Origin of the sequence: Bacillus sp. IBL03825 (assembly GCF_024712505.1) — a bacterium.
Classification (GTDB): domain Bacteria; phylum Bacillota; class Bacilli; order Bacillales; family Bacillaceae_G; genus Bacillus_A; species Bacillus_A wiedmannii.
Genome location: NZ_JAMXKE010000001.1, coordinates 4,976,881 through 5,000,022 on the forward strand (window position 1 = coordinate 4,976,881; position 23,142 = coordinate 5,000,022).

A 23,142-nucleotide genomic window follows, 5' to 3' on the forward strand; every position below is an offset into this window, starting at 1 on the left:
AAGCTATTTAAAGAGGTGAAGAAATTGATTTATATTATCGTTGGCATAGCCGGTATATTAGGAGCCCTCTCTCGTTATTATTTAGGTCTTACTATTCATACTTCATGGCATCATTCATTTCCATTAGCTACGTTACTTATTAACTTAGCCGGCTGCTTCTTATTAGCGTGGCTAACTACGTATATCGCTCGAAGAAATATCTTGCCTTCAGAAATTATCACAGGCGTTGGAACTGGATTCATCGGTTCCTTTACGACGTTTTCGACATTTAGTGTAGAAACTGTGCAATTAATCAATCATTCTGAATGGAATACGGCTTTCTTATATGTATCATGCAGCATACTTGGTGGACTCATTATGTCTGGTCTTGGCTATACATTAGGTGATTTCTTACTTAAGAAACATCTTACGAAAGGTGATCACTTATGATGGAAGCTTTATTAGTGGCAACTGGAGGTTTCTTCGGTGCTATTACACGATTTGCAATTAGCAATTGGTTTAAAAAAAGAAATAAAACTTCCTTTCCAATTGCTACATTTCTCATTAATATAACAGGGGCGTTTTTACTCGGATATATAATTGGCAATGGCGTCACTACAGGTTGGCAATTATTATTAGGTACTGGATTTATGGGTGCCTTCACGACATTTTCAACATTTAAACTAGAGTCCATTCAGCTCTTCAATCGTAAAAACTTTTGCATACTATTTCTATATTTAAGTGCTACTTATATAATCGGTATCCTTTTTGCATTCCTTGGAATGAAGCTAGGCGGAATATAAAAAAAGAAAGCGACTCTTATCAGTCGCTTTCTTTCATAAGAAGTATGTCCCGCCATATGGAATGGAGAATAAACCCGCTGGATGCACATCGTAATGTACAATTTGCATCGGAGGCTGTGAGTACGACATATACTGCCCTTGCATCATTTGTGCAAAATATGCTTGCTGCTGCATTTGAATCGCTTGATTCACAGCATGAATTGTCCCCTGTGCTCCTGCCAGTGTAATAGCTGCTCCCACTTGTCTACCACTATAAAAATAATGATTCATCATGATTCAGCTCACTTATTATTTTTCTTCCATATAGTATGTTTCTATTTCATGGTGAGTGTTTTGTCCCGATTAATGAATCCCTCACTACTTAAACTTCATTTTATCTATTACTTTTTTTCAGCTTTGAAGTAATAAATCCAAATAGTAATACACCAATACCACTCAAGAACAATACATAACTTATCGGTACTAAGAAAAAGAAAGGTTCTTCAAGGAATCCATTCGCTCCCACTTTACTGTTTGAAGCATGTATAGCTAAAGAAATGATCGCTAAAATCATGAAAGAAATAGCTACGACGTATTTATTTATCATTTCACATTCTCCTCTATTCATATAATTACCCTTAGATTATTAACATCATATTACCTAAAACAAAATCATTCGTCAATAATTTTTTATTGTTTTACAATAAAAAATTATTGATTATTATAAATAGAAAAAGGTTTATGAAGCACCTTAAATTGCCTCACAAACCTTTTCAAACATAAATATTTACACTTCAAACCTCTTGCTTACTACAACATAAATCGCACACAATAGCACGAATATCCCAGCATAAATTAACAAAATTTCTACACTAAACATATCAGCCAATGGACCAAATATTATCATTCCTAAAGGAAACGCGCATGAATTAGCGATTTGTACAAGACTAAACATTCGTCCGTGCATAGAAGGTTCTACTTTTTCCTGCAATAACACGGTAACCGGTGTATTGAAGCACGGCATTGTTATACCAATTAAAAAGTTAAATACTAAATACACAATAAATACCGGAGCAATCCCTAGTCCAATCATAAGCAGTCCATACAACGCACAAGCTAGCGCTGTTGTATGCATACGATTACGGAAACCACCCCATGCCGCAATCAATACGCCACCAGCTGCCGCCCCCGCACTAAAAGTCATCTCACTAGCAGTAAGTCTCCACATTTCTGCACCGAAAGAACGAGTTACCATTAAAGGTGTTAAAAAGGCGGCTGGACTTATTAAAATCATGACAATGATTAATAAAAAGAGTAGCCTCTTAATAAATACATTTTCTTTTAAGTAAGCAAAGCCTTCTTTTATACCTTGTAAATTAGATTTTTGCTTACTCTCTGTATTCACATGTCTCTCCACTTGAATGATAAACATAATACTAATTCCAATCATAGCCGTAATAACATCAATAAAAAATGTCGTTTCAATGCTAGCAATAGAAAGAATTGCAGCACTTGCTGCTGGAGAAAGAAACATAATTAAAGATGTAATACCGCTATTTATCCCATTTATTTTCATAAGATAATCTTTCGGAACGATTTGTGGGATTAACGCATTCACAGCTGGCGTTTGTACCCCTGTCCCAGCTGAACGAATGAGTAGTACTATAAAAAGTAACCAAATACTTTTATATCCTGTTAAAAATAAAACTGCTAAAACTAACGTAGTAATTGCTATACTCCCGTCCGATAACATAATCATCTTTTTACGGTCGTAACGATCAATCCAAACACCTGCAAATAAAGATATTGCAATTTGCGGTAGGAATCCGCAAACAGTTGAAATGGTCAACATTAACCCTGACGATGTTGTTAAGGTGATATACCATATAATCGCGTATTGCACGAGAGAGGAACCGAACAAAGAGATCGTTTGAGCGGTCAAAAATAAAATAATTTTCTTTTTCCAATCATTTCTACTCATATGTTTCACACCCCCTTAACTAATCCTGTCTCTATATTAAAAATACTATCTGCCCAATCAAGATAAAAACTTGCTTCGTGAGATACGAGTATAATGCTACCTTTAAACTGAATGAGTGCCTTTTGCAAAGCTCCCTTCGCTTCTGCATCTAAATGATTTGTCGGCTCATCTAAAATTAAGAAATTACAAGGTGATAATAATAATCCGCATAATTTAACCTTTGATTGTTCACCACCACTCAACGTACGAATTTCTTGTGAAACATGAGTATCCTTCACACCACATGCAGATAAATGATGACGTATCTCCTTCACGTTTAGTTTAGGAAACTGTTCTGAAATAATTTGCAGTGGCGTTAAAGAATCGTTGCTCCAATTCAGATCTTGCTCATAATATCCAATCTTTATTTGCTCTGAGAAGTGAAATTCTCCGGCAATACTAGAAATAGTTCCCACGATTGTTTTTAATAAAGTAGATTTCCCTACTCCGTTGAACCCTGTAATAACAAGTTTTTGCCCACCCATCACTGAAAAATTCAATTTTGGTAAGAGAGCAAAATCGTAACCCACTTCAAGATTATTTACTTCCAGAACTGTCTGAACCGAAATAGGAAGTTTCTGAAAATGAATAGACGGTTTATGAGTAAAACTTGGTGGCGCAATTCTTTCCATACGTTGCAACTGCTTCCTACGCCCTTGCGCTATTTTTGAATTCACTCCAGCAATATTTCTACGAATATACTCTTCCGTTTTTTCAATTTTCTTTTGCTGTGCATAGTATTGGCGCATATAATCTTTTCGCAAATGCTCCTTTTGTCTTACAAAATCTGAGTATTTGCCGTAATACTTCTTCACCGTTCCAAACTCTATATCACATATGCAAGAAGTCACTTTTTCTAGAAAGTCAAAATCATGTGACACGACAATAAACGCCCCTTCAAAATTCACTAAATAATTAGCAAGCCATTCAACATGCTCTTTATCAAGAAAGTTTGTCGGTTCATCTAGTAATAAAATAGTAGGCTCTTCTAATAAAAGCTTTGCTAAAATTACCTTTGCCCGTTGTCCTCCGCTTAATTCATCAATAACACGATCCATCCCAATCGCATCAATACCTAAACCGGCTGCCACCTTATTTATTAAGCTGTCTACTGAATAAAAATCACGAGCCTCAAGCTGTTCTTGTATTTCAGCTGCTTTCAATAGTTGATTCTCATCTCCAGTCATCGCACTTTCTTCATATAACTTATTCATTCTCTTTTCCATTTCAAACAAATCATAAAAGGCTCGCTTTGCATATTGTGAAATGGTATAGCTCCCATCAATTTCTGCATATTGATCAAGATGTCCAATTTGAATATTAGGTTGCCACTTAATGCTCCCCTTATCAGAAATAATTTCCCCCACCAATATTTTCATTAATGTGCTTTTCCCTGCACCATTCTGTCCAACAATCCCCATATGTTCCCCTTTATACAAATCAAAAGAAGCATTTTCGTATAATACTTTATCTATAAAACTATGTGATAAACGTTCAACTTTAAGTAAACTCATTTTTATTCCTCTTTTCCTGAAATTAAAAAAAGCAGAGAGATAGCGTCATTCGACACTAGCCCTCTGCTTCGTGGTTTTCCCATACTACTCCAATTTACAGTAAAAGCTCATTGGAATAATATACACAAAGGGCCATAGACAAAGCATTGTCTATGGCCCCTTAATCTATTTTATACATCAACTGAAAAACCATAACCAAATAAGCATAGATAAACTATACTTTTTTAGAAAAGTTATTCAGTCGATGAATATAGGGATTTATGCCCCTTGATTAAGCTCCGTACAACGCTTCACCGTATACATTTGTGCGGAGCAAAGTTTTCTAATGAGTTTTACAAATTTTATATAAAGCATGTTCTGCACCTTCCTTAATACTTAAAAGGGATTTTAGCATACAGTTTTACGAAGCGTCAACATTACCTCCAAATCATTCAACTACTTATTTTTAAAATATTCCTTCTGGAACATACACATTCTTATCGCATTATGATAGTTACCATCAACGAAAAACTCGTCTAAAAGCTCGCCTTCCACTATAAATCCAACCTTTTTATACACATGGACTGCTTTCTCATTTTCTTTATCCACAACTAAATAAATCTTATGCATATTTAATACAGAAAAAGCGTAATCCATCGCTAAACGCGTCGCTTCTGCTGCGTAGCAATGCCCTTGATAATTAGGATCAATAATAATTTGGAATTCAGTTCTTCGGTGAATATAATCGATTTCCACTAATTCGACCAATCCAACCATCTCATTATTTTTCTCAACGATAAACCGGCGTTCACTTTGATCATGTATATGTTTATCGTATAAATCCTGCAGCTCCACAAATGCCTCATACGGCTCTTCAAACCAATACGACATAATATGGGCATTATTATTAAGTTCGTGTACAAACTTTAAATCTTCCCGTTCTAAAGGACGTAACTTCAATTCCTGACTCATTGTTATAACCTCCAATTAAAAGAAACCTCTTCACTTAATTTCTCAATTTTTTTCAATTTCAAACGCCCTATTTACATTGTAAACTTTCAAGCAACTTGAAGGTCAAGACATAAAAAGGTAGTGCAAGCTACGCCTGCACTAACTGACCCTAACGACGAAAAACCTATTAAAGTTGCTAATTCCCCAATTCCACAAATCTTTTTTGCTCTTGAATTCCCCAAAAATTTGTTAAACATGAATCACATCACTCCTTTTTAGATTTATTTATTACAAAAACATGATAAACTAATATAAAAATTTCATGTCGAAATTTACAACTTATTAACGAAAAAATGAAAAATAGCGCAAACTTATGTCTGCACTACTCTTTTCTCAAATCTCTCATATTCGATATGTATAAAGCAATAACTAAAACAAGAATGGATCCCGCATATAACAACGTCTCCATCGGTTCCTCATGAGATACAATAATTAATCGAATTAAAGCCGTAATTCCGATATAAATAAAATAACGTAACGGAAAATGATAATTCGACTTAAAATACTTAATAATCAATGCGATGAACTCGAAGTATAAGAAGTAGACGATAATACTTTCAACCAATTTATACGATGTATACTCCTTTTCCGAAAAGATATACTGCACAAATGTAATTGTCTCATTCACTAAGAAAATCGATAACACAATGGATAATATAATTAAAGCTATATTTAATATCCATTGTAAAACACTAGCTATAAGATGATCGATATTAAACGACTTCATTTTATCTTTAAACTCCCCTTCGTGTAAGTACGTATTTATTATAGCAAAATTATACTTACAAAAGTGTTAAATCAAATATGATCGTCCTCTTTCACTAACACTTCACCATCCTGATATTTACGTTTAATATAGCCGTTTCCCCAATCTTTACTTTGTATCTTTTAGCTTTTTCACAATGAAACTGTATGCGTTAAAATCGTTTCATGACATTATTACCTGCACATACCTACACTTTATATAATAACGGTACAGTACAAACAACGTACTGTACAAATATATGTGGGGTGATTAACTATGAACGAAGCGTTACTATTAATCGACATGCAAAATGATTACTTTGAAGGCGGCAATATGGAATTGCATCAACCTGAAAAAGCCGCACAAAAAGCGAAAGAAGTCTTGAAAGTATTTCGTGAAAAATATAACACAGTTATTCACGTACAACATATTGCGAACAATGAAGGAGCTACTTTCTTCTTACCTGAAACAGTAGGTGTTCAAATTCATGATGATGTACAACCGATTGCTAACGAAAGAGTCATACAAAAACATCATCCTAATAGTTTTTTAAGAACCAATTTATTTGAAACATTAAAAAAAGAAAAAATAGATCAACTAGTCATTTGCGGTATGATGACTCACGTATGTATTGATGCAACAGTACGTGCTGCCAGTGATTTAGGATTTCAATGTGTTGTAATTGAAGATGCTTGTACAACAAAAGATTTAGAATTTCAAGGAAATCTAATCCCCGCAGTACACGCTCATCAGTCATTCATGAGCGCATTAGAGTTTGGTGATATTTATGCAAAAGTCATGTCAGCAAACAGTTTTATAAACAAAAACAAATAAAGAATTCCATTTCCATATAAAAAAAGAAAGGATAAATATCTTATTCTTTCTTTTTTTCAATTGTCTTAATGACAGTATTTATACGATAATCACCATAATGTAAAACATCTGCAAGAGTCTCTTCTAATTGTTGATGTGAAGATGTGTGAAGAATCATGATATAACAGCCATCGCCACTTATACGATACATTTCAGTAATTACGTCCGTTTTTTCAAAAAAGGTTTGAATTTGATTATGATAATGTGGTGCATGCAGAAATAGTGTAACAAACGTCATAATAGACCCTTCTAACTTAGCCCTATCGATATCTATCGTATATTTTTGAATGACACCTGCCTCTTCTAATTTATTAATTCGTTTCCCAACAGCCTGGCCAGTCAAATGTACTCTCTCTCCAATTTCCTTCCAGTTCATTCTAGCGTTTTCTTGTAGTAACTTTATAATTTTAAAATCTGTTGAATCGAACATGGACATCCCCTTCCTATAAGAATCCCTTCTATAAGATCTTCATTTCCCCTACAATTCATCTCAAAAAATTTTACAATACAATCAATTAACTCTATTAGAAATTACATTATTGTTAACGGCTTTCCTTCTTCCTTACAATGTATTTTTTTAACAACTTTAAAAAGCCTTACTACACATAAATTGTAGTAAGGCTCTGACTATTTAAGATAAACATGAAACGACTTCATTATCTCTATACAAATAAAGTTTAGCAAATAATGTTGCCATCCCCTCCAAGGAAAAGAAACCTTATTTCAACTTTCCTATTGATAAGTTAACACGATAATTCCCGTATTTTAATAGTCGTCCTAGAAAGTTATCTAAGTCTTCATTGGACGCAAAATGTGTTTTTAATAAATAACACCCCTCACCACTTATACGGTGTACTTCAGAAATCCCTTCTTCTCCTTGAAAGAAATTCATAAACTCTTGGTGATTAGCTGTTGTTACGAACAAAGTAACAAATGCAGTCACTACTTGTCCTAATTTGATTCGGTTTATTGCAATTGTATACTGTTCAATAATCCCTAAATCCTCTAATCTTCGAATTCGATTTCCTACGGCCTGCCCCGTCATATGTATTTTTTGGCCAAGCTCTTTCCATTGTATTCTTGAGTTTTCTCCTAATAATTTCAGTATCTCAAAATCTGTTTGATCAATGATATAAACCAATCCTTTCACCGTGAAAGTAGAAAGCCCGAAAGTGTTTCGCCAACTTATTCTGCTTATCGATACAATTCACTATACTTAGTTTATCCTCTTACATCACATTATTTATCAGTTATATTTACTTATAACACAGAGGACGCAACAAAAAAATACATCTAGATTTAAAGGAGGTTACAAATATGTTATTACAAGAAATTCTATCGTTCAATGAACAATTTGTAGAAAATAAGGAATACGCTCCTCGTGAAGCGACAAAAATGCCTAAAAAACGTATGGTTGTTGTTTCTTGCATGGATGCTCGTTTAATTGAGCTACTTCCAAAAGCTTTAGATATACACGATGGTGATGCAAAAGTCATCAGAAATGCAGGTGGTAAAATTGCTTCTGCTTTCGATAGTGTTATGCAAAGTGTTGTCGCATCAGTATACGATTTAAATGCAGATGAAATCTTCCTTATTGGACACCATAGATGTGGTGCGAGCCAAACGAATCCAAAAGGAACACTTCAAAAAATATTAGATCGTGGAGTAGCTTCACCAGAAATTTTATCAGCGATTGAATATGCTGGTGTTGACCTTAAAAAATGGTTATTCGGATTCGATGATGTTTGCGATTCAACACAAGCTAATGTTGATTTAGTAAGAAATCACCCACTTATTCCAAAAGATGTTCCTGTACACGGTTTAGTTATTGATCCACATACAGGGAAATTAGATGTAGTGGTAGATGGATATAAAGCATTACATGGTGAAACAAAATAATTAATATTACTTATACGAAGGGAAGTTATTAGATATGAAAAGACAAGTATTAGATATGAATCGACCGGAAGCTACAAAAAAAATTTTAGAAGCAAAAATTGCAAAAGGTTTAACATGGGAAGAAATTGCAAAAGTAAGTGAAAACTCTGAGACTTGGGTTGTAACAGCGTTATTAGGACAAGCTACAATGACACGTCCAGAAGCAGAAAAAATCGGTAAACTATTAGAATTAGATGAAGAAGTAGTTCAAGCATTAACAGTAGTTCCACTTCGCGGCCAAGTAATGGAAATGCCTCCTACTGACCCGATTGCATATCGTTTATATGAAATGATGTTACAATATGCACCAACTATTAGAGAGTTAATCTTAGAAAAAGCGGGCGAAGGTGTAATGAGTGCGATTAACTTCAACCTAGGTGTGGATACACAAGAAGATCCAAAAGGTGGCGATCCTCGTATCGTGATTACACTTAATGGGAAATTCTTGCCATTCCGTACATGGTAATTAATTAAAAATCTATCTATATAATTAAAATAATTTTATAGATTTAATAAATCCATCCTTTTTAATCTAACTGTGTAGAAAGGATGGATTTTTACTATGATATTCTTTTTCGGCAAAGGAGAATAATATGAATAAAAAACACTTTGATACGAGTTTTAGTATTCTACAATGGTTTGTGTTTCTATTAGCAAATGCAATTGCATTACCTATCATTATTGGTGGCATATTCCATTTACCAATAGAAGATATCTCAACATTAATGCAGCGGACTTTTTTAGTCGTGGGAGTAAGCTCGTTTCTACAAGCGTGGTTTGGGCATCGCTACCCCATTGCGGACGGGCCAGCCGGTTCATGGGTAAGTATATTTGTCATATTGGGACAAGTTGCTATGCATCAGGGACAAAGCGCAAAAGACGTGTTGCAACTTTTAGAAGGCGGATTAATTATTGCAGGTATATTACTCTTCGTTCTTGGTATAACAGGGCTTGTTCATCGAATCTTACGTTTATTTACACCCTTGGTTACAGGAACCTTTCTTTTAATATTATCTCTTCAGCTTAGTGGTGTGTTACTAAAAGGAATGATGGGATTACAAGGACCTGCAACTCATCCTGACTATACAACAGCTACTATTGCGCTCTTTGTTTTTGCCCTTATTACTTTCTTATCAATTAAAGGGAAAGGATGGATGAAAAGTTACGCTGTGTTACTTGGAATTTCATGTGGTTGGCTTTTGTATGCAGTATTAGGAAAATCATCTCATATGCCTTCACATACAACGCTAGTTAAGTTACCAGAGGTATTTGCTTGGGGCACACCTAGATTCGATATTGGAATGACTCTAACTGCAACTTTATTTACCTTTCTTTTAGTTGCAAATACAATTGCTGCTATTTCGGCTGTAAAACAAGTGGCTCCCCTATCTAAAGAAAATGAAAAGCAAACACTGAACCGTGGTGTATGGGTCGGAGGTATATCACATATTATTTCATCATTGTTCTCTACAATTGGAATTGTACCATTACCTGCATCAGCAGGATTTATTCAACTAACAGGTCAAAAAAAGGTGAAGTCGTTTCTTATAGCAAGTCTTATATTAGCAGGTATTTCTTTTATCCCCTCAATTGTAAACTTTATATCCTTGCTACCAGGTCCTATTGCTAATTCTGCACTTTTAGCTACATTTGTCCAAGTAATAGGCATTTCATTTCAATCCATTTTACGTGAAGAATTAAAGCAACGCCGATTAACTATATTAGGAATTTCATTATTAATCAGTTTGGGAATAATGTTTCTTCCAGAAAGTGCATTTAGCGGAGTTCCTTCTTCCTTACAATATGTTTTAAGTAACGGATTACTCGTAGGTACTATGATCGTTATTTTGCTAGAGCAGTTTTGGAAAGAGTAAAATTTGTGACTAAGTAAAAAAGCGCCCTGATTACAGGGCGCTTTTTTATACCTAATGACTAATACTAGCCGTTGGGTATAATGTTGTTCCTCCAATTGAAACTTTTATTTCATTTGTTAATGGAACATTTTGTTCATTAATAATTGTTCTCCACCATTCCCATGCAAGACCAGTACATTCTCTAGCTACGATTTTTATATTTTTTGAATTTGGTGGAAGAGGGATAACTGTAGAGTAATGAGCTGTTTTGTCTCTGCCGCTACCATCCCATGTTTTATGTGTTAGTACTTCTTTCCCATTTTGATCAAATGTGAATTCATCCCAAGATACATCAAATTGAGCAACGTAAGCACCGTAATGATCAAGTGTCATTTTAGCACTTGAATATTCTGTAGTTGTCGTCTCAATATAATCTGTATTGTTATGAACAGCAGCAGTTGCATTATCTTTTAAGAAAGTGCTTGTATATGAAATTGGATATGCTGGATTTTTAAGACTTAATTCAGCATTATCTTTAATGATATTTCGGATTTCATTGAAATCTTTAGTAACAACCTTGTTATGCTCTTTCGCATCTCCGCCTAATACTACAGCAGTAAAGGTACTTTCTTCAAAAATATCTTTATACTGTCCACTCGTTTCGACGCTGTTATTCTTAAGTAAGGCTTTAAAAGCAGCTTGTACATCTTTACTCTTAGATGTTGTTTCTAATTTTACATAAACAGTTCTACCATAAGCTACATTTGAAACCATAACAGGTGGAGCCGAATTACTTACACCTTTACGAGTTAACTCACCAAAAGTAACACTATTATCAAAAAGATCGGATGGATTGTTAGGTAGTTCAGCACTTACGGTATAAAATATTTGCTTATATGCCGCTACCATCACTTTCTTCTCTCCATTTGCAACCGCATTAAAATCGATGTTTAGACTGTTATCGAGATATTTAGCGTTAACGTTAAGGGCACTTGCGATTTGTGATTTACTATAAACCATAGATTCTGTATACTGCATTCTTGCAGGTAACGTATGTGTTTTAGAATACTTTTCATTCCAAGTAGATACTAAATCATCTACTGCTCCAGCCACATTACCATATGTCGGATTTTGGACAGTAATTGTATTTTCTTTTCTCATGCCAGGTAAGTCTATACTAATATTCAAAGGCTTTCTCTTAGCCACTAATAAACTCGGTTGATTGTCTGCAAAAGCTTTATTTGCAAGTTGTACCGCTCCTGGATACGTACGATTCACCACAGAATCAATAATCGAAATATCGACTGGTGAAGTTGTAAGTGATTTTTTCTCGCGTTCCACTACTACAAATTTACCATTTGAATTGATACTTTCTTTCGGAACAAAACTCTCTACCTTATCACCATTTACAGCTAAAACTTCTTGATTATTATATTTAAGATTTGCTATGCCAGTATCAATGCCACTAGCATTTTTGATTACATCAGTTGCATTACCTACTTGTGTTTCTGCGAAGGAAATAGATGAATAATTAATAGTGCATAAACTAACTAATAAACATGTAAGGAATTTTCTTCTTTTAGTGTTTTTCTTAATATTCAGAAAAATCACCCCGTTCTTTTTTTAGTAAGATATGATAATGATTGATAAATGATAGCTAACTAATAAACTTACATAAATGCTTTTAAAAGTTCTTGAATTAACGGGATTACGCCACCTACAAATTTCAAAACTGCCATTGCGATTTCCATATTATTTCCTCCTTTTTCTTGCTACGATAATGTGATTTATCTTTATGCCCTCATTATAGTGACCCCTTACACTTTTATCAATACACTCTGATATGCAATATTACATATAAAAAACCAAGCTGAATTCTTTTAAAAAGTTATACAGAGATATTTTTTCGTTTGGTACATACTTGAATAGGTGAAGCATTCCTTTGCATTTTATGAGTAATTTACAAGTTTATTGTTTGAAGCATCGCAGGACCGGAAGTAATGAAATACCTGTGGGACAGAGCTATCATCGGCAATTGCATAAAAAAAGCTGCTGCCTATAAAATATAGACAGCAGCTTTTTTACATACTCATTTTGTAACTAATAAACAGCGATGGGCCCATAAGGACCTTTGATAATTTCTATTTTTGTTTCAAAAATATCTGTCAAAAGTGTTGGGTCCATAACCTCTTCTACTGTTCCAAAAGCAGCAATTTGTCCATCTTTCATAGCACAAATTTTATCAGAGTATTTAGCTGCAAAATTTATGTCATGCATAACAGTCAAAATTGTTCTTCCGAATTCATTAGCTGCACGTCTCAAATGCTCCATCATTTGAACAGAACGAGCAACATCAAGGTTGTTCAGAGGCTCGTCCAAAAGCACATATTCAGTCTCTTGGCACAATACCATCGCTACATATGCCCTTTGTCTTTGACCACCAGAAAGCTCATCTAAATATCTATTCTCTAAACTAGTTAAATCTAAGAAATCGATATATTTAGAAATGATAACCTCATCTTCTTTAGTTAATCTTCCCTTTGAATAAGGAAAGCGCCCAAATCCAACTAGTTGTCTAATAGTAAGCCTCGTTACAAAATGATTTTCTTGTCGCAATATAGTCAAAATTTTTGCTAAGTCTTTTGATTTGGATTCAGAAACATCCATATTCGCTACTTGAATTTGGCCTTCATCCATATCTAAGAGTCTTCCAATCATCAATAGTGTCGTAGACTTTCCAGCACCATTTGGTCCAATTAAAGAAGTAAAGCCCGCTTTTGGTATTTCAATATCCAAAGGTCCTATTTTTACCTTATCAGTATAGAACTTTTTAACATTATCAATTTTTATCATAAAGCCCTCTTCCTTAAAACAATAGTTAAGAATATGATTCCACCAAATAATTCAATAATAACTGAAACTACACCTTGAGCATTGAATACATGATACATTAAAAAGTATGCACTCGTCATTATCAAAAATCCTATTGCAAAAGCCATTGGAAAAATATATCTATGATCATAAGTTGACGCCGCCTGATAACTCAAAGTTGCTACTAAAAAGCCGTAGAAAGTAAGTGGCCCAATTAGAGCTGTTGAAATGGACATCAAAATAGCAACTAATACAAGCGTATAAATTACACTAGGTTGATATTTAACCCCAAAGGAAGTAGCAACATCCTTTCCAAGTGATAAAATATTCAACTTCTTAGAATGAACAAAAATTAATACCGCTACAATTATAATCATAGGAATTACAACAGGAAAATATGCAGGATCTGCATGATTAACAGAACCAAATAATTTCGCTTGTAAAATATCAAACTCTGAAGGCGCAAGTAGCTTTCTCATAAAAGTTGATACGGAATTCAGTCCAGTACCAATAATAATTCCAACTAAAAGCATAAGTTGTAAATTCCCGTATTTACCGGAAAGTAACCATCCATAAAGTATCAAACTCATCAAGACCATAGCAACAACTTGGAATAAAAATGATCCAATTCCATTAAAGTTTATTAATGCACTAGCACCAAAGAAGAATATTGTACTCGTATGAATTGCTGAATAAAGTGATTCGAAACCTAAAAGCGAAGGAGTAATAATCTTATTGTTCGTAATAGATTGGAAAGCAACTGTCGACAAGCTATGGCAAACTGCAGCAATAATCATCGCAACAATAGCTATTATCCTTCTCTTAACAACTGGGATAAAAGAAGGTGAATCTATCGGAACTGGATTGTTATAAACTAAAAGTCCATATGAAGAAAGGAGACCTAAAGCAATCAATGTTATCAGTACAATCCAATAACGTCTTGCTTCCTTCTTAGAACGAAAAGCACTAGCTGATCTACTTTCATTATGAAGGCTAGAATCGATTTCGACATTTTCTTTATTTTTATAGTCTAATGTGATCATCGTAGCCTCCTTGGTTTTCTTCGTCTCAATAAAATAGTAATAAACACGACTGCTCCCACTGTTGCAAGTATTAAAGAAACAGGTACTTCAAAAGGCTTTATAATTGTTCGAGAAATGATGTCACAGGTAGTTATTGTCCCCATTCCGATCACACATACCCAAGGTAAATTACTCCTAAGATCATCCCCTCTAAACATGGAAACAATGTTTGGAACAATTAATCCCAAGAAAGGTAAGTTTCCAATAACAGCTGCAACAATTCCAACTGCAACAGAGATAAGGCCAGTCCCAAAAAGAACAATTCTATTGTAATTAACTCCAAGGCTTGTTGCGACATCTTCTCCTAGCCCAGCTAAAGTCAATCTATTTGCATACATAAAAATAAGCAAAGTAACGATAACAATTAGCCATAAATATTCATATCTTCCCACCTGAACGGTAGCAAATGAACCTACGAACCAAGTTTCAATACTTTGCGTCATTTGAAAAAGGAGTCCCAAAAAAGTAGACACTGCAGAAATAACTGCTCCAAGCATCAATCCAATAATAGGGACAATTAAAGACGAACGAAGTTTAACTCTTCTTAAAAACAGAAAGAAAATCATAGTTCCTATAAAAGAAAAAATGATTGCACCAGTCATTCTTTGAACTAAAGTCGGGGCAGGAAATAATAAATATACAAAAAGCAGGCCTAAGCCTGACCATTCAATAGTCCCCGTTGTAGTAGGTTCAACAAAACGATTCTGTGTAATTAATTGCATTACGAGCCCTGCCATCGCCATTGCAGCTCCAGTAAGCATTAATGCAACTGTTCTCGGAACACGAGTGATGAAAAACATCTCCATTCCGTCCTCTTGTCCACGTATATCATAAACTCCAGTAAACAGTGATATAATCCCTAAAATTATAACAACTATAATCGCTATTATAAAAGGTTTTGTCCATATTTTATTGTGATTATAAAACTGGGGTTGAGAAATATTCTCAACCCTAGAAATCATATTTTTTGACACTGTTTCGTACTCCTTTACACTACTTAGCTAAAGTTTTTGCGATATTTCCAAATAACTCTATATAAGTCTCAATTGATTCATTTGTGTAAGTATCTGCTGGTGCATAAATAACTTGTTTTTTAGAAACAGCAGTTGTGTTTTGAAGAGCAGGTGATTTAGAAATAACATCTTGAGCAGGAGCTGAAGTAGCAGCATCAGATGTTGCAGCATCACGATCTAATACGAAAAGCCAATCAGGATTTGTTTGTGCAATAGCTTCAACAGAAACGTCATCACCTTTATGACCGGCAGTAGAATTAGACACTTCTAGTGCTGGAGTCCAACCGAAAATTTCATACATTGGTCCCCAAACGCGACCAGAGTGAGGCGCAGCAAAACCAATATTCCCACCAGTAACGATAACACTCATAACTTTATCTTTTCCATTATAAGCAGATTTTGCATTTTCAATAGATTTATCAAAATCAGCTACTAATTTTTTAGCCTCTTTATCTTTATCAAAGATTTTTCCTAAAGAAATTGTAGAATCTTTAAGTCCTTTTACTAAATTTTCTCCAGGCTTAGTAGCTTTCTCAGAAACATCAACATTAAGATCAATAACAGCTGCATTTGGCACTAATTTTTTGATTTCTTCGTAATGGCCAGCAAATCTTTGACCAACGATTACAAGGTCAGGGTTTGCCGCCGCTATAATTTCAAGATTTGGTTCGCGGTGATTCCCAATATTTTTAACTGAATCATCTTTTTTATATGCTGAATCTGCAGGCATTACATCCTTTGGAGCAGCCGCTAATTTAATTCCCCAATCAGCTAAAGTTTCAAAAGTTCTATTATCTAAAGCAACTACATTCTTTGGATTTACAGGGACTTTAACAGTTCCATGTGCATCAGTAATTTCAACCGTTTTTGGCTTATCACTACTATCACCTTTATTAGCTTTCGAAGTTTCCTTACCTGAATCTGAGCAAGCTACTAACATTAAAGTGAAAATCGCTAGAATACTTACTAATTTTAAAAGCATAGTTTTTTTCATACGTATACTCCTTATTATGTAATTTAGTTCGAAAATGATGACGTCCATAGATTGAATTAGATAGTAACTGCTATTCACCTAAACCAATATTGATAATCATTTTCATTTGAATATCCTGTTAATTAGTATAGTCATTAATTCTGTGAAAATCTTGTGAATGGTGTGAGTTAATAGAATTAAGCATACTTTGTATACGAAAAGTAATATGTGCAGTCAGGCGTGTTGATTAACCTTTATTTTACAGAGAATACATGAGAAAATCTTGATTTTCTTTTCAAGTAGGTACTTGCATTAGATACGGTCGCGCTAGAATCTTCCCCTCCACACTAACCAAATATATGAGCACCTTATAAACCATGATCCATTGCCTGATAGAAATATTCTAGTTCCGTCTTTTAATATTTCACAGAAACTATTTTATTATCTTATTTTTATCATTCAACCATTGAATAGCCTCTGCCATGTATCGTTTGAATATATCTGTCTTTCTTCTCGCACTTTAACTTTTTTCTTACATACCCAATATATAAGTCTACTACATTTGGATTTACTACTACGTTATATCCCCAAACCTGATTCAAAAGCATTTCACGGCTCAATATTGTATTTTTATTCTTGATTAAAAATACAAGTAAATCGTACTCGCGCTTCGTAAGCGAGAGATTTTCGCTACCTTTTTTCACAATATTGCTAGATGCATCAACAAAGAGATCTTTAAACTGAAAAAAGTTTGTCTCATTTTGCTGAGTATAGTCAGTTCTCCTTAAAATAGCTTGAACCCTTGCTACTAATTCTTCTTTCGCAAATGGTTTTCTAATATAATCATCTGCTCCTGCTTGTAGCCCTGCTATGCAATCCTTACTAGAAATATTGTCGGTCACAATAATGATCGGTGTCGTTTTAACAATTCGTATTTGTCTACAAATTTCTGGCCCCGATATACTTAATGAATCCCAATCCAATATGATAATATCCCAATCTTGTTCATATACTATATTTAAACCTTGGTTTTCATTGTGAAGTTTTAAAATGAAATAGCCCTCTTGCTTTAGACCGCTTACGATTTTCTTCGCAAAAGACCGTTCATTCTTAATTACTAACACCTGCTTCACCGATGGTTCACCTCTACTTCAATATAACTTAGTTAGATAAAAAATTATCTCAAAAAAACATTTTAAAATTTATAAATATGAACCCCCTAAAAAAGGCCATTGTAACAGCTTATTAGGAGAACTCTATATAATCTTACAATAAATATGAATAGAAACACAAAGGATATGAAGATTTAAATACATATTATGTAATCATTAAAGGTAGCTATAGTATCTACCTGTTTATCGTCAATAACTATTTCTTCATTTTCTTTTTCAGGGGTACCACCCTTCCCTCATCAACTTAAACATTTTATAAAACTACAAAACAAAAAGAACCATAAGCTTGCCACAAAAAATAGTAGTGGTCCATCTCCAACATTTAAAATCAAATATTTTTCATTGGGAATATCTTGTTGTTTTAGACTATAGAATAAAGTATTAGACCATTAAAAAATGGTTGTAAGCTGAAAAGGTATTAATCTTTTTGATTAAATAAAAAATACTTTTGTTTTTCTTTTATTTACTTTAATATCAATAAGGGCACCAAAAAAATAGATAGAGGTGCTAAAATGTACGGAATTATTAATTATGAAGTGTTTTTACTAACAGGGATTTTATTAAATTTAATTCCTGGTGCGGACACCATGTATATTGTGGGAAGAAGTATTTCACAAGGCAGAAAAGCAGGTGTGTATTCTGTTTTTGGTATTATTACTGCCTCTTTAGTTCATACGTTATTTGTTGCTTTTGGTTTATCTATTATACTTACAAAATCCGTTGTATTATTTAACATCATTAAGATTATTGGTGTTATCTATCTCGTATATCTAGGGATTAAAATGGTACTTGATAAGACGAATGTAGATTTCCAAGCTTCATCCAATAAATTAAACATTAGAAAGATATATATACAAGGGCTTTTAACAAGTCTTACGAATCCAAAAGTCTCTTTATTCTTTATTGCGTTTCTTCCGCAATTTATAGATACAAAGGCTTCAGGTCCTATTCCCTTTATCATTTTAGGACTTACTTTTACAGCCACTGGATTATTGTGGTGTTTATTTGTGGCTTATTTCTCTTCATATGTTACAAAAAAACTAAGAGGAAACCAAAAGGTAGGAATGATTCTAAATAAGGTAACAGGAATGATTTTTATTGGTATGGGGTTAAAGTTGCTTCAAACGAAAGCTCCTCAATGAACCTGAATAACATAACAATGCCCCCTTCTAAGAAATGTTATATCGGGTTTAAACCAATTCCTATATACTAAAAAGTCCCTTCAGAATTTGAAGGGGCTTTTTAATATACCTGTCTTGATGATACGATTCACTCTTTATTGAAAAAAATGAGTGTAAATTGAGTCTGCTATCAAATAATTACTGTTAAAATAGATATTTCTTGCTGTTAGGAATAGTCGATGTATCTATTTGTATAGAGAAAGCATATCTTTGCCGCAAACAAAAAGAACCATAACCTCGCCAATCTGGCAAAGTTATGGTTCATATCATACAAAATAAAAAAACCACCAAATATGTATTGGTGGAGACGGTGGGAGTCGAACCCACGTCCAAAAATATCGGCACTTAAGCTTCTACGAGTGTAGTCGATATATTAGCATTTCGCGAACTCTTCGGCCTATCGACAGGCTTCCAAGTTGCTAGTCTGATTGTTCTCTTCCTTCGCCCTCAGACGGCGAACTCCGGCGTAGTCCACTTAGTTTGAGTCCCTTACCCTACCACATGGACGATGGAGGGAGGAACCTTTAGTGCAATTAAGCAGCTAAAGAAAGATTGTTTTGTTTGCCAATTATAGGCTTTGACGTTTTAACGAGGCCGATCCCCTCGACTCGCAACCTAAGCTCGAACTATCCCTGTCGAATCCGTAACGTCCCCATGATAAAAATGGAGCATACGAAGAAATATCGTGATAGCTACTAAGAGCTGTTTTTCAATGTGCAACAATCTTACATAAGTTATTATAACATACGCGCGTCGTTTTACAAATGTAAATATCTGTATTACATCTTTTGACGATCACGGAACGCGCGTGCAATTTCACGTTTTGCTTCTTTCTCTTTTAAATCGTTACGCTTATCATATTGCTTTTTACCTTTTGCTAAACCAAGTGCCATTTTCGCGAATCCATTTTTTAAATAAATTCTAACTGGAACTAATGCATAGCCTGTTTCTTTTGAAGCACCCGTTAACTTCTCAATTTCTTTTTTATGAAGAAGTAACTTTCTCGTGCGAAGCGGATCATGGTTGAAACGATTCCCTTGCTCATATGTACTAATATGCATATTATGTACCCATACTTCACCATTATGTACACGTGCAAACGCATCTTTCAAGTTCACGCGTCCAGCGCGAATCGACTTAATTTCAGTTCCTTGAAGGACAAGCCCTGCCTCGTATGTTTCTTCGATGAAATAATCATGAAATGCTTTTTTATTTTGTGCAATAACCTTACCTGTACCCTTTGGCATATAACGTCCCTCCTCTATTTTTACTATTGTAACAAATGTTAATAAAAAGCGAAAGTGGCTCGCTCAGAATCGTTGGACATTGGAACTCCCGACAGAGAAGCGCGTTTTGCTTCGTCCGAGGGAGTGAAATGGCCAATAGATTCTAGCCACTGTAGCTGGATTCCATTAAAAAGCGAAAGTGGCTCGCTCAGAATGTAAGGTGGATGGAGCTTCTGACCTTGAGGCGCTCTTTGCCTCTCGGGAAGAAGCGAAGCCGCCGAACATTCTAGCCACTGTAGCTGGATTCCAACAAAAAGCGAAAGTGGCTCGCTCTCAAGCCACCAATAAAAAAGAAAAAGCCCCGCTTTTCATCAAAGCGAAGCCCTCCTTTTCTTACTTACGCTTTTTCTTTTTCTTCTTGAACCCTGGTACATTTTCGAAGAATGCTTTTTTCTTCTTACCGTTACCATCTTTTTTCCCTGGCTGACTAGCGGACGTGGAAGTGGAAGCAGAAGCTGATCCTCTTCCTTTTCCTTTGCCACCACGGTCGAATTTTCTACCTGTACCACGTTCTCCGCCGCGCTCATCACTGCGTTCGCTACGTCCACCGCGTTTCTTTCTGCCTGTTCTTGGCTGTTCGATAACGACTGGACGATCTTTGAACTTACGACGAGGCGTCCCTTTCATGCCAACGATTTCAAAGTCGATTGCACGCTCGTCTTTGTTTACGTTAATAACGCGAATTGTAATTTCGTCTCCGATGCGGAATACGTTACCTGTACGTTCTCCGATCATTGCGAAATGTTTCTCGTCATAACGGTAGTAATCATCCGTTAAGTAGCTAACGTGTACAAGACCTTCAATTGTATTTGGAAGCTCTACGAATAAACCGAAGTTTGTTACAGAGCTAATCATACCGTCATACTCTTCACCAATCTTATCAACCATATACTCTGCTTTTTTCATTTCGTCTGTTTCACGTTCTGCTTCAACAGCACGACGTTCCATATTAGAAGAATGCTCTGCAATTTCAGGTAAGTTTTCACGCCATTTTGCTTGTGTTTCGTTGTCGACTTTACCGTTAATAATGTATTCACGAATTAATCTATGAACGATTGTATCTGGGTAACGACGAATTGGTGATGTGAAATGTGTGTAGAACTCAGTTGATAAACCGAAATGTCCTAAGCTATCCGCATCGTAACGCGCTTGCTTCATTGAACGAAGCATTACTGTTGAAATAACTACTTCTTCAGGCTGTCCTTGAACCATTTCAAGAATTTGTTGCAGCGCACGAGGATGTATTTCATTCGCACGTCCTTTTACTGCATATCCGAAGTTTGTTACAAACTCGAAGAAACGTTCCAGCTTATCTTCTTTCGGATCTTCATGGACACGGTACATGAATGGTACGTTCATCCAGTGGAAATGCTCTGCTACTGTTTCGTTCGCAACAAGCATAAATTCTTCAATTAACTTCTCTGATACAGAACGATCACGCATGACAACATCTGTCGGTTTACCTTCTTCGTCTACTAATACTTTCGCTTCTTTAAAGTCAAAGTCAATTGCACCACGACGCATACGTTTTTCACGTAAAATCTGTGCCAATTGACCCATCTCTTTAAACATCGGTACTAGCGGCTCATAGCGTTTGATTAACTCTTCGTCCTCATCTTCTAAAATGCTTCTTACGTCAGCATACGTCATACGCTCTGTCGTTTTAATCACACTTTGGAAAATCTCATGCTTTACAACATCACCTAAGTTGTTGATTTCCATTTCACAAGATAACGTCAGACGGTCTACTTTCGGGTTTAACGAACAAATACCGTTAGATAGACGATGCGGAATCATCGGAATTACACGGTCAACAAGATATACACTCGTTGCTCTTTCCGCTGCTTCTACATCAATTGGAGAACCTTCTTGAACGTAATGACTTACATCCGCAATATGAACGCCAAGCTTGTAGTTACCGTTCTCGAGCTTCGTTACTGTAACAGCGTCATCTAAATCTTTCGCATCTGCACCGTCAATCGTTACGATCATTTGGTCACGCAGGTCACGGCGATCTTTTAAATCTTCTTCTGAAATCGTTTCTGGTACACTGTTTGCATGCTCCATCACTTCTTCAGGGAATGCTAAAGGTAGATGATGTTTATGAATAACTGATAAAATATCTACTCCTGGATCATTTTTATGACCTAGAATTTGAATAACTTCACCTTCTGCACTTAAACGATTCTCTGGGTAACTCGTAATTTTCACAACTACTTTATGGCCTTCTACAGCACCCATTGATGCACTTTTCAAGATAAAGATATCACTCGTCCAGCGCTTATTGTCAGGTATAACAAATCCAAAGTTTTTCGATTCTGTATATGTACCAACTAGTTCTTTTGTGCCGCGCTCTAAAATACGTACAATTGAACCTTCTTGGCGTGATCCACTTGATTGTGCGCTAACACGCGCTAATACTGTATCACCATGAAGTGCACCGTTTAACTCTGTAGGCGGGATGAAAAGATCATCATCTCCCGTTTTCTTCTCTTCTGGTACAACGAATGCAAAGCCACGTGCATGTCCAATTAATTTACCGCGTACTAAATTCATCTTTTCAGGAAGACCGTAACGGTTACTACGTGTGCGAATAACAAGCCCCTTCTCTTCCATCATTACAAGTGCCTTTACAAAATCTTTAAAGCCCTCAGACCCTTCAATTCCAAATGCCTCTTCTAACTCTTGTATTGTTAACGGTTTATACGCTTCTTCTCTCATAAATAATAACAACTTATCAATATTTTCTTGTATGATTTCTTCCAAGCAGAAATACCTCCTTTAAACCCTTATATTATTTAGTGTATCCGAAAGACTGGGGATGTATAAAGCGAAACTTTAATACTCCCCTAATGATTTTTACAGTTTTC

At 35.1% G+C, this 23,142-nt stretch carries 23 protein-coding genes and 1 other RNA gene; 7 read left to right on the plus strand and 17 right to left on the minus strand.

What is annotated here, in order from left to right:
• Window positions 1-24: 24 nt before the first annotated feature.
• Together crcB (NHG49_RS25775) and crcB (NHG49_RS25780) are read left to right on the plus strand one after the other, a co-directional pair.
• Window positions 25-429, plus strand: coding sequence for a fluoride efflux transporter CrcB (gene crcB, locus NHG49_RS25775; protein ID WP_064476234.1), 405 nt, complete (start codon window positions 25-27; stop codon window positions 427-429).
• Entirely contained in the window at window positions 426-782 is a 357-nt protein-coding gene (gene crcB, locus NHG49_RS25780; RefSeq protein WP_064476233.1) for a fluoride efflux transporter CrcB, read from the plus strand. The genes crcB (NHG49_RS25775) and crcB (NHG49_RS25780) overlap by 4 nt, the downstream gene beginning before the upstream one ends.
• 33 nt (window positions 783-815) lie before the next feature.
• Here crcB (NHG49_RS25780) and NHG49_RS25785 read toward each other — a convergent pair whose 3' ends face one another.
• From NHG49_RS25785 to psiE, 6 genes are all read right to left on the minus strand, one after another.
• Window positions 816-1,055, minus strand: coding sequence for a DUF3947 family protein (locus NHG49_RS25785; RefSeq protein WP_000980964.1), 240 nt, complete (start codon window positions 1,053-1,055; stop codon window positions 816-818).
• 100 nt (window positions 1,056-1,155) lie between these two features.
• Window positions 1,156-1,389 carry a DUF3955 domain-containing protein gene (locus NHG49_RS25790; protein WP_080349982.1) on the minus strand — a complete coding sequence of 78 codons (234 nt, stop codon included), beginning with the start codon at window positions 1,387-1,389 and terminating at the stop codon, window positions 1,156-1,158.
• A gap of 159 nt (window positions 1,390-1,548) precedes the next feature.
• Window positions 1,549-2,742 (minus strand): MFS transporter, encoded by a 1,194-nt coding sequence (locus tag NHG49_RS25795; protein ID WP_258126673.1) that lies wholly within the window; start codon window positions 2,740-2,742, stop codon window positions 1,549-1,551.
• A 5-nt stretch (window positions 2,743-2,747) separates the two neighbouring features.
• The gene (locus NHG49_RS25800) at window positions 2,748-4,295 is read right to left on the minus strand and encodes an ABC-F family ATP-binding cassette domain-containing protein (protein WP_154131563.1); all 1,548 of its coding nucleotides are present in this window, start codon (window positions 4,293-4,295) and stop codon (window positions 2,748-2,750) included.
• Between the two features lie 435 nt (window positions 4,296-4,730).
• Window positions 4,731-5,246 carry a spermidine N1-acetyltransferase gene (gene speG, locus NHG49_RS25805; RefSeq protein WP_258126675.1) on the minus strand — a complete coding sequence of 172 codons (516 nt, stop codon included), beginning with the start codon at window positions 5,244-5,246 and terminating at the stop codon, window positions 4,731-4,733.
• A 361-nt stretch (window positions 5,247-5,607) separates the two neighbouring features.
• Window positions 5,608-6,012 (minus strand): phosphate-starvation-inducible protein PsiE, encoded by a 405-nt coding sequence (gene psiE / locus NHG49_RS25810; RefSeq protein ID WP_000834706.1) that lies wholly within the window; start codon window positions 6,010-6,012, stop codon window positions 5,608-5,610.
• A gap of 294 nt (window positions 6,013-6,306) precedes the next feature.
• On the opposite strand from psiE, the gene NHG49_RS25815 reads away from it, so the two are divergent.
• The gene (locus NHG49_RS25815; RefSeq protein WP_064476230.1) at window positions 6,307-6,864 is read left to right on the plus strand and encodes a cysteine hydrolase family protein; all 558 of its coding nucleotides are present in this window, start codon (window positions 6,307-6,309) and stop codon (window positions 6,862-6,864) included.
• Window positions 6,865-6,904: 40 nt separating this feature from the next.
• Here NHG49_RS25815 and NHG49_RS25820 read toward each other — a convergent pair whose 3' ends face one another.
• Together NHG49_RS25820 and NHG49_RS25825 are read right to left on the minus strand one after the other, a co-directional pair.
• Window positions 6,905-7,333 carry an Lrp/AsnC family transcriptional regulator gene (locus NHG49_RS25820; RefSeq protein ID WP_223270633.1) on the minus strand — a complete coding sequence of 143 codons (429 nt, stop codon included), beginning with the start codon at window positions 7,331-7,333 and terminating at the stop codon, window positions 6,905-6,907.
• Between the two features lie 288 nt (window positions 7,334-7,621).
• Window positions 7,622-8,053 (minus strand): Lrp/AsnC family transcriptional regulator, encoded by a 432-nt coding sequence (locus NHG49_RS25825; protein ID WP_002008929.1) that lies wholly within the window; start codon window positions 8,051-8,053, stop codon window positions 7,622-7,624.
• Between the two features lie 167 nt (window positions 8,054-8,220).
• Between NHG49_RS25825 and NHG49_RS25830 the strand changes: the two genes are divergently transcribed.
• The 3 genes from NHG49_RS25830 to NHG49_RS25840 all read left to right on the plus strand — a co-directional run bounded on the left by NHG49_RS25830 (window position 8,221) and on the right by NHG49_RS25840 (window position 10,715).
• A complete protein-coding gene (locus tag NHG49_RS25830) occupies window positions 8,221-8,802 on the plus strand; it encodes a beta-class carbonic anhydrase (RefSeq protein WP_000926488.1) in 582 nt (193 codons plus the stop codon).
• 55 nt (window positions 8,803-8,857) lie between these two features.
• Entirely contained in the window at window positions 8,858-9,307 is a 450-nt protein-coding gene (cynS, locus tag NHG49_RS25835; RefSeq protein ID WP_033657709.1) for a cyanase, read from the plus strand.
• A gap of 127 nt (window positions 9,308-9,434) precedes the next feature.
• The gene (locus NHG49_RS25840) at window positions 9,435-10,715 is read left to right on the plus strand and encodes a purine/pyrimidine permease (protein WP_258126679.1); all 1,281 of its coding nucleotides are present in this window, start codon (window positions 9,435-9,437) and stop codon (window positions 10,713-10,715) included.
• Between the two features lie 51 nt (window positions 10,716-10,766).
• Here the strand turns inward: NHG49_RS25840 and alo are convergent, their stop codons facing one another.
• The 6 genes from alo to NHG49_RS25870 form a co-directional block, all read right to left on the minus strand.
• A complete protein-coding gene (gene alo, locus NHG49_RS25845; protein WP_064476228.1) occupies window positions 10,767-12,305 on the minus strand; it encodes an anthrolysin O/cereolysin O family cholesterol-dependent cytolysin Alo in 1,539 nt (512 codons plus the stop codon).
• Between the two features lie 489 nt (window positions 12,306-12,794).
• Window positions 12,795-13,547 carry an iron ABC transporter ATP-binding protein gene (locus NHG49_RS25850; protein WP_063263139.1) on the minus strand — a complete coding sequence of 251 codons (753 nt, stop codon included), beginning with the start codon at window positions 13,545-13,547 and terminating at the stop codon, window positions 12,795-12,797.
• On the minus strand, window positions 13,544-14,608 hold the full coding sequence (locus NHG49_RS25855) for an iron chelate uptake ABC transporter family permease subunit (RefSeq protein ID WP_064476227.1): 1,065 nt from the start codon (window positions 14,606-14,608) through the stop codon (window positions 13,544-13,546). Before NHG49_RS25855 ends, NHG49_RS25850 begins: the two co-directional genes overlap by 4 nt.
• Window positions 14,605-15,621, minus strand: coding sequence for an ABC transporter permease (locus NHG49_RS25860; protein ID WP_000042060.1), 1,017 nt, complete (start codon window positions 15,619-15,621; stop codon window positions 14,605-14,607). Before NHG49_RS25860 ends, NHG49_RS25855 begins: the two co-directional genes overlap by 4 nt.
• Window positions 15,622-15,640: 19 nt before the next feature.
• Complete coding sequence (locus tag NHG49_RS25865; RefSeq protein ID WP_000753430.1) at window positions 15,641-16,654, minus strand: siderophore ABC transporter substrate-binding protein; 1,014 nt, start codon at window positions 16,652-16,654, stop codon at window positions 15,641-15,643.
• A gap of 434 nt (window positions 16,655-17,088) precedes the next feature.
• Window positions 17,089-17,766 (minus strand): response regulator transcription factor, encoded by a 678-nt coding sequence (locus tag NHG49_RS25870; RefSeq protein ID WP_064476226.1) that lies wholly within the window; start codon window positions 17,764-17,766, stop codon window positions 17,089-17,091.
• 551 nt (window positions 17,767-18,317) lie between these two features.
• Here NHG49_RS25870 and NHG49_RS25875 point away from each other — a divergent pair.
• The gene (locus NHG49_RS25875; RefSeq protein ID WP_103655855.1) at window positions 18,318-18,947 is read left to right on the plus strand and encodes a LysE family translocator; all 630 of its coding nucleotides are present in this window, start codon (window positions 18,318-18,320) and stop codon (window positions 18,945-18,947) included.
• A 338-nt stretch (window positions 18,948-19,285) separates the two neighbouring features.
• On the opposite strand, the gene ssrA is transcribed toward NHG49_RS25875, so the two are convergent.
• From ssrA to rnr, 3 genes are all read right to left on the minus strand, one after another.
• Window positions 19,286-19,640: a transfer-messenger RNA gene (gene ssrA, locus NHG49_RS25880) on the minus strand.
• A 125-nt stretch (window positions 19,641-19,765) separates the two neighbouring features.
• On the minus strand, window positions 19,766-20,233 hold the full coding sequence (smpB, locus tag NHG49_RS25885; protein ID WP_001123922.1) for an SsrA-binding protein: 468 nt from the start codon (window positions 20,231-20,233) through the stop codon (window positions 19,766-19,768).
• Window positions 20,234-20,605: 372 nt separating this feature from the next.
• Window positions 20,606-23,038: a ribonuclease R gene (rnr, locus tag NHG49_RS25890; RefSeq protein ID WP_097860409.1), complete on the minus strand. Its 2,433-nt coding sequence runs from the start codon at window positions 23,036-23,038 to the stop codon at window positions 20,606-20,608.
• Between the last annotated feature and the right edge of the window lie 104 nt (window positions 23,039-23,142).

What these genes read in the sequence shown, in the direction of transcription:
- crcB (WP_064476233.1), top strand. Translation starts at nt 426, where the DNA reads ATGATGGAAGCTTTATTAGTGGCAACTGGAGGTTTCTTCGGTGCTATT.
- NHG49_RS25785 (WP_000980964.1), bottom strand. Translation starts at nt 1,055, where the DNA reads ATGATGAATCATTATTTTTATAGTGGTAGACAAGTGGGAGCAGCTATT.
- NHG49_RS25790 (WP_080349982.1), bottom strand. Translation starts at nt 1,389, where the DNA reads ATGAATAGAGGAGAATGTGAAATGATAAATAAATACGTCGTAGCTATT.
- NHG49_RS25795 (WP_258126673.1), bottom strand. Translation starts at nt 2,742, where the DNA reads ATGAGTAGAAATGATTGGAAAAAGAAAATTATTTTATTTTTGACCGCT.
- NHG49_RS25800 (WP_154131563.1), bottom strand. Translation starts at nt 4,295, where the DNA reads ATGAGTTTACTTAAAGTTGAACGTTTATCACATAGTTTTATAGATAAA.
- speG (WP_258126675.1), bottom strand. Translation starts at nt 5,246, where the DNA reads ATGAGTCAGGAATTGAAGTTACGTCCTTTAGAACGGGAAGATTTAAAG.
- psiE (WP_000834706.1), bottom strand. Translation starts at nt 6,012, where the DNA reads ATGAAGTCGTTTAATATCGATCATCTTATAGCTAGTGTTTTACAATGG.
- NHG49_RS25815 (WP_064476230.1), top strand. Translation starts at nt 6,307, where the DNA reads ATGAACGAAGCGTTACTATTAATCGACATGCAAAATGATTACTTTGAA.
- NHG49_RS25820 (WP_223270633.1), bottom strand. Translation starts at nt 7,333, where the DNA reads ATGTTCGATTCAACAGATTTTAAAATTATAAAGTTACTACAAGAAAAC.
- NHG49_RS25830 (WP_000926488.1), top strand. Translation starts at nt 8,221, where the DNA reads ATGTTATTACAAGAAATTCTATCGTTCAATGAACAATTTGTAGAAAAT.
- cynS (WP_033657709.1), top strand. Translation starts at nt 8,858, where the DNA reads ATGAATCGACCGGAAGCTACAAAAAAAATTTTAGAAGCAAAAATTGCA.
- NHG49_RS25840 (WP_258126679.1), top strand. Translation starts at nt 9,435, where the DNA reads ATGAATAAAAAACACTTTGATACGAGTTTTAGTATTCTACAATGGTTT.
- NHG49_RS25850 (WP_063263139.1), bottom strand. Translation starts at nt 13,547, where the DNA reads ATGATAAAAATTGATAATGTTAAAAAGTTCTATACTGATAAGGTAAAA.
- NHG49_RS25855 (WP_064476227.1), bottom strand. Translation starts at nt 14,608, where the DNA reads ATGATCACATTAGACTATAAAAATAAAGAAAATGTCGAAATCGATTCT.
- NHG49_RS25865 (WP_000753430.1), bottom strand. Translation starts at nt 16,654, where the DNA reads ATGAAAAAAACTATGCTTTTAAAATTAGTAAGTATTCTAGCGATTTTC.
- NHG49_RS25875 (WP_103655855.1), top strand. Translation starts at nt 18,318, where the DNA reads ATGTACGGAATTATTAATTATGAAGTGTTTTTACTAACAGGGATTTTA.
- smpB (WP_001123922.1), bottom strand. Translation starts at nt 20,233, where the DNA reads ATGCCAAAGGGTACAGGTAAGGTTATTGCACAAAATAAAAAAGCATTT.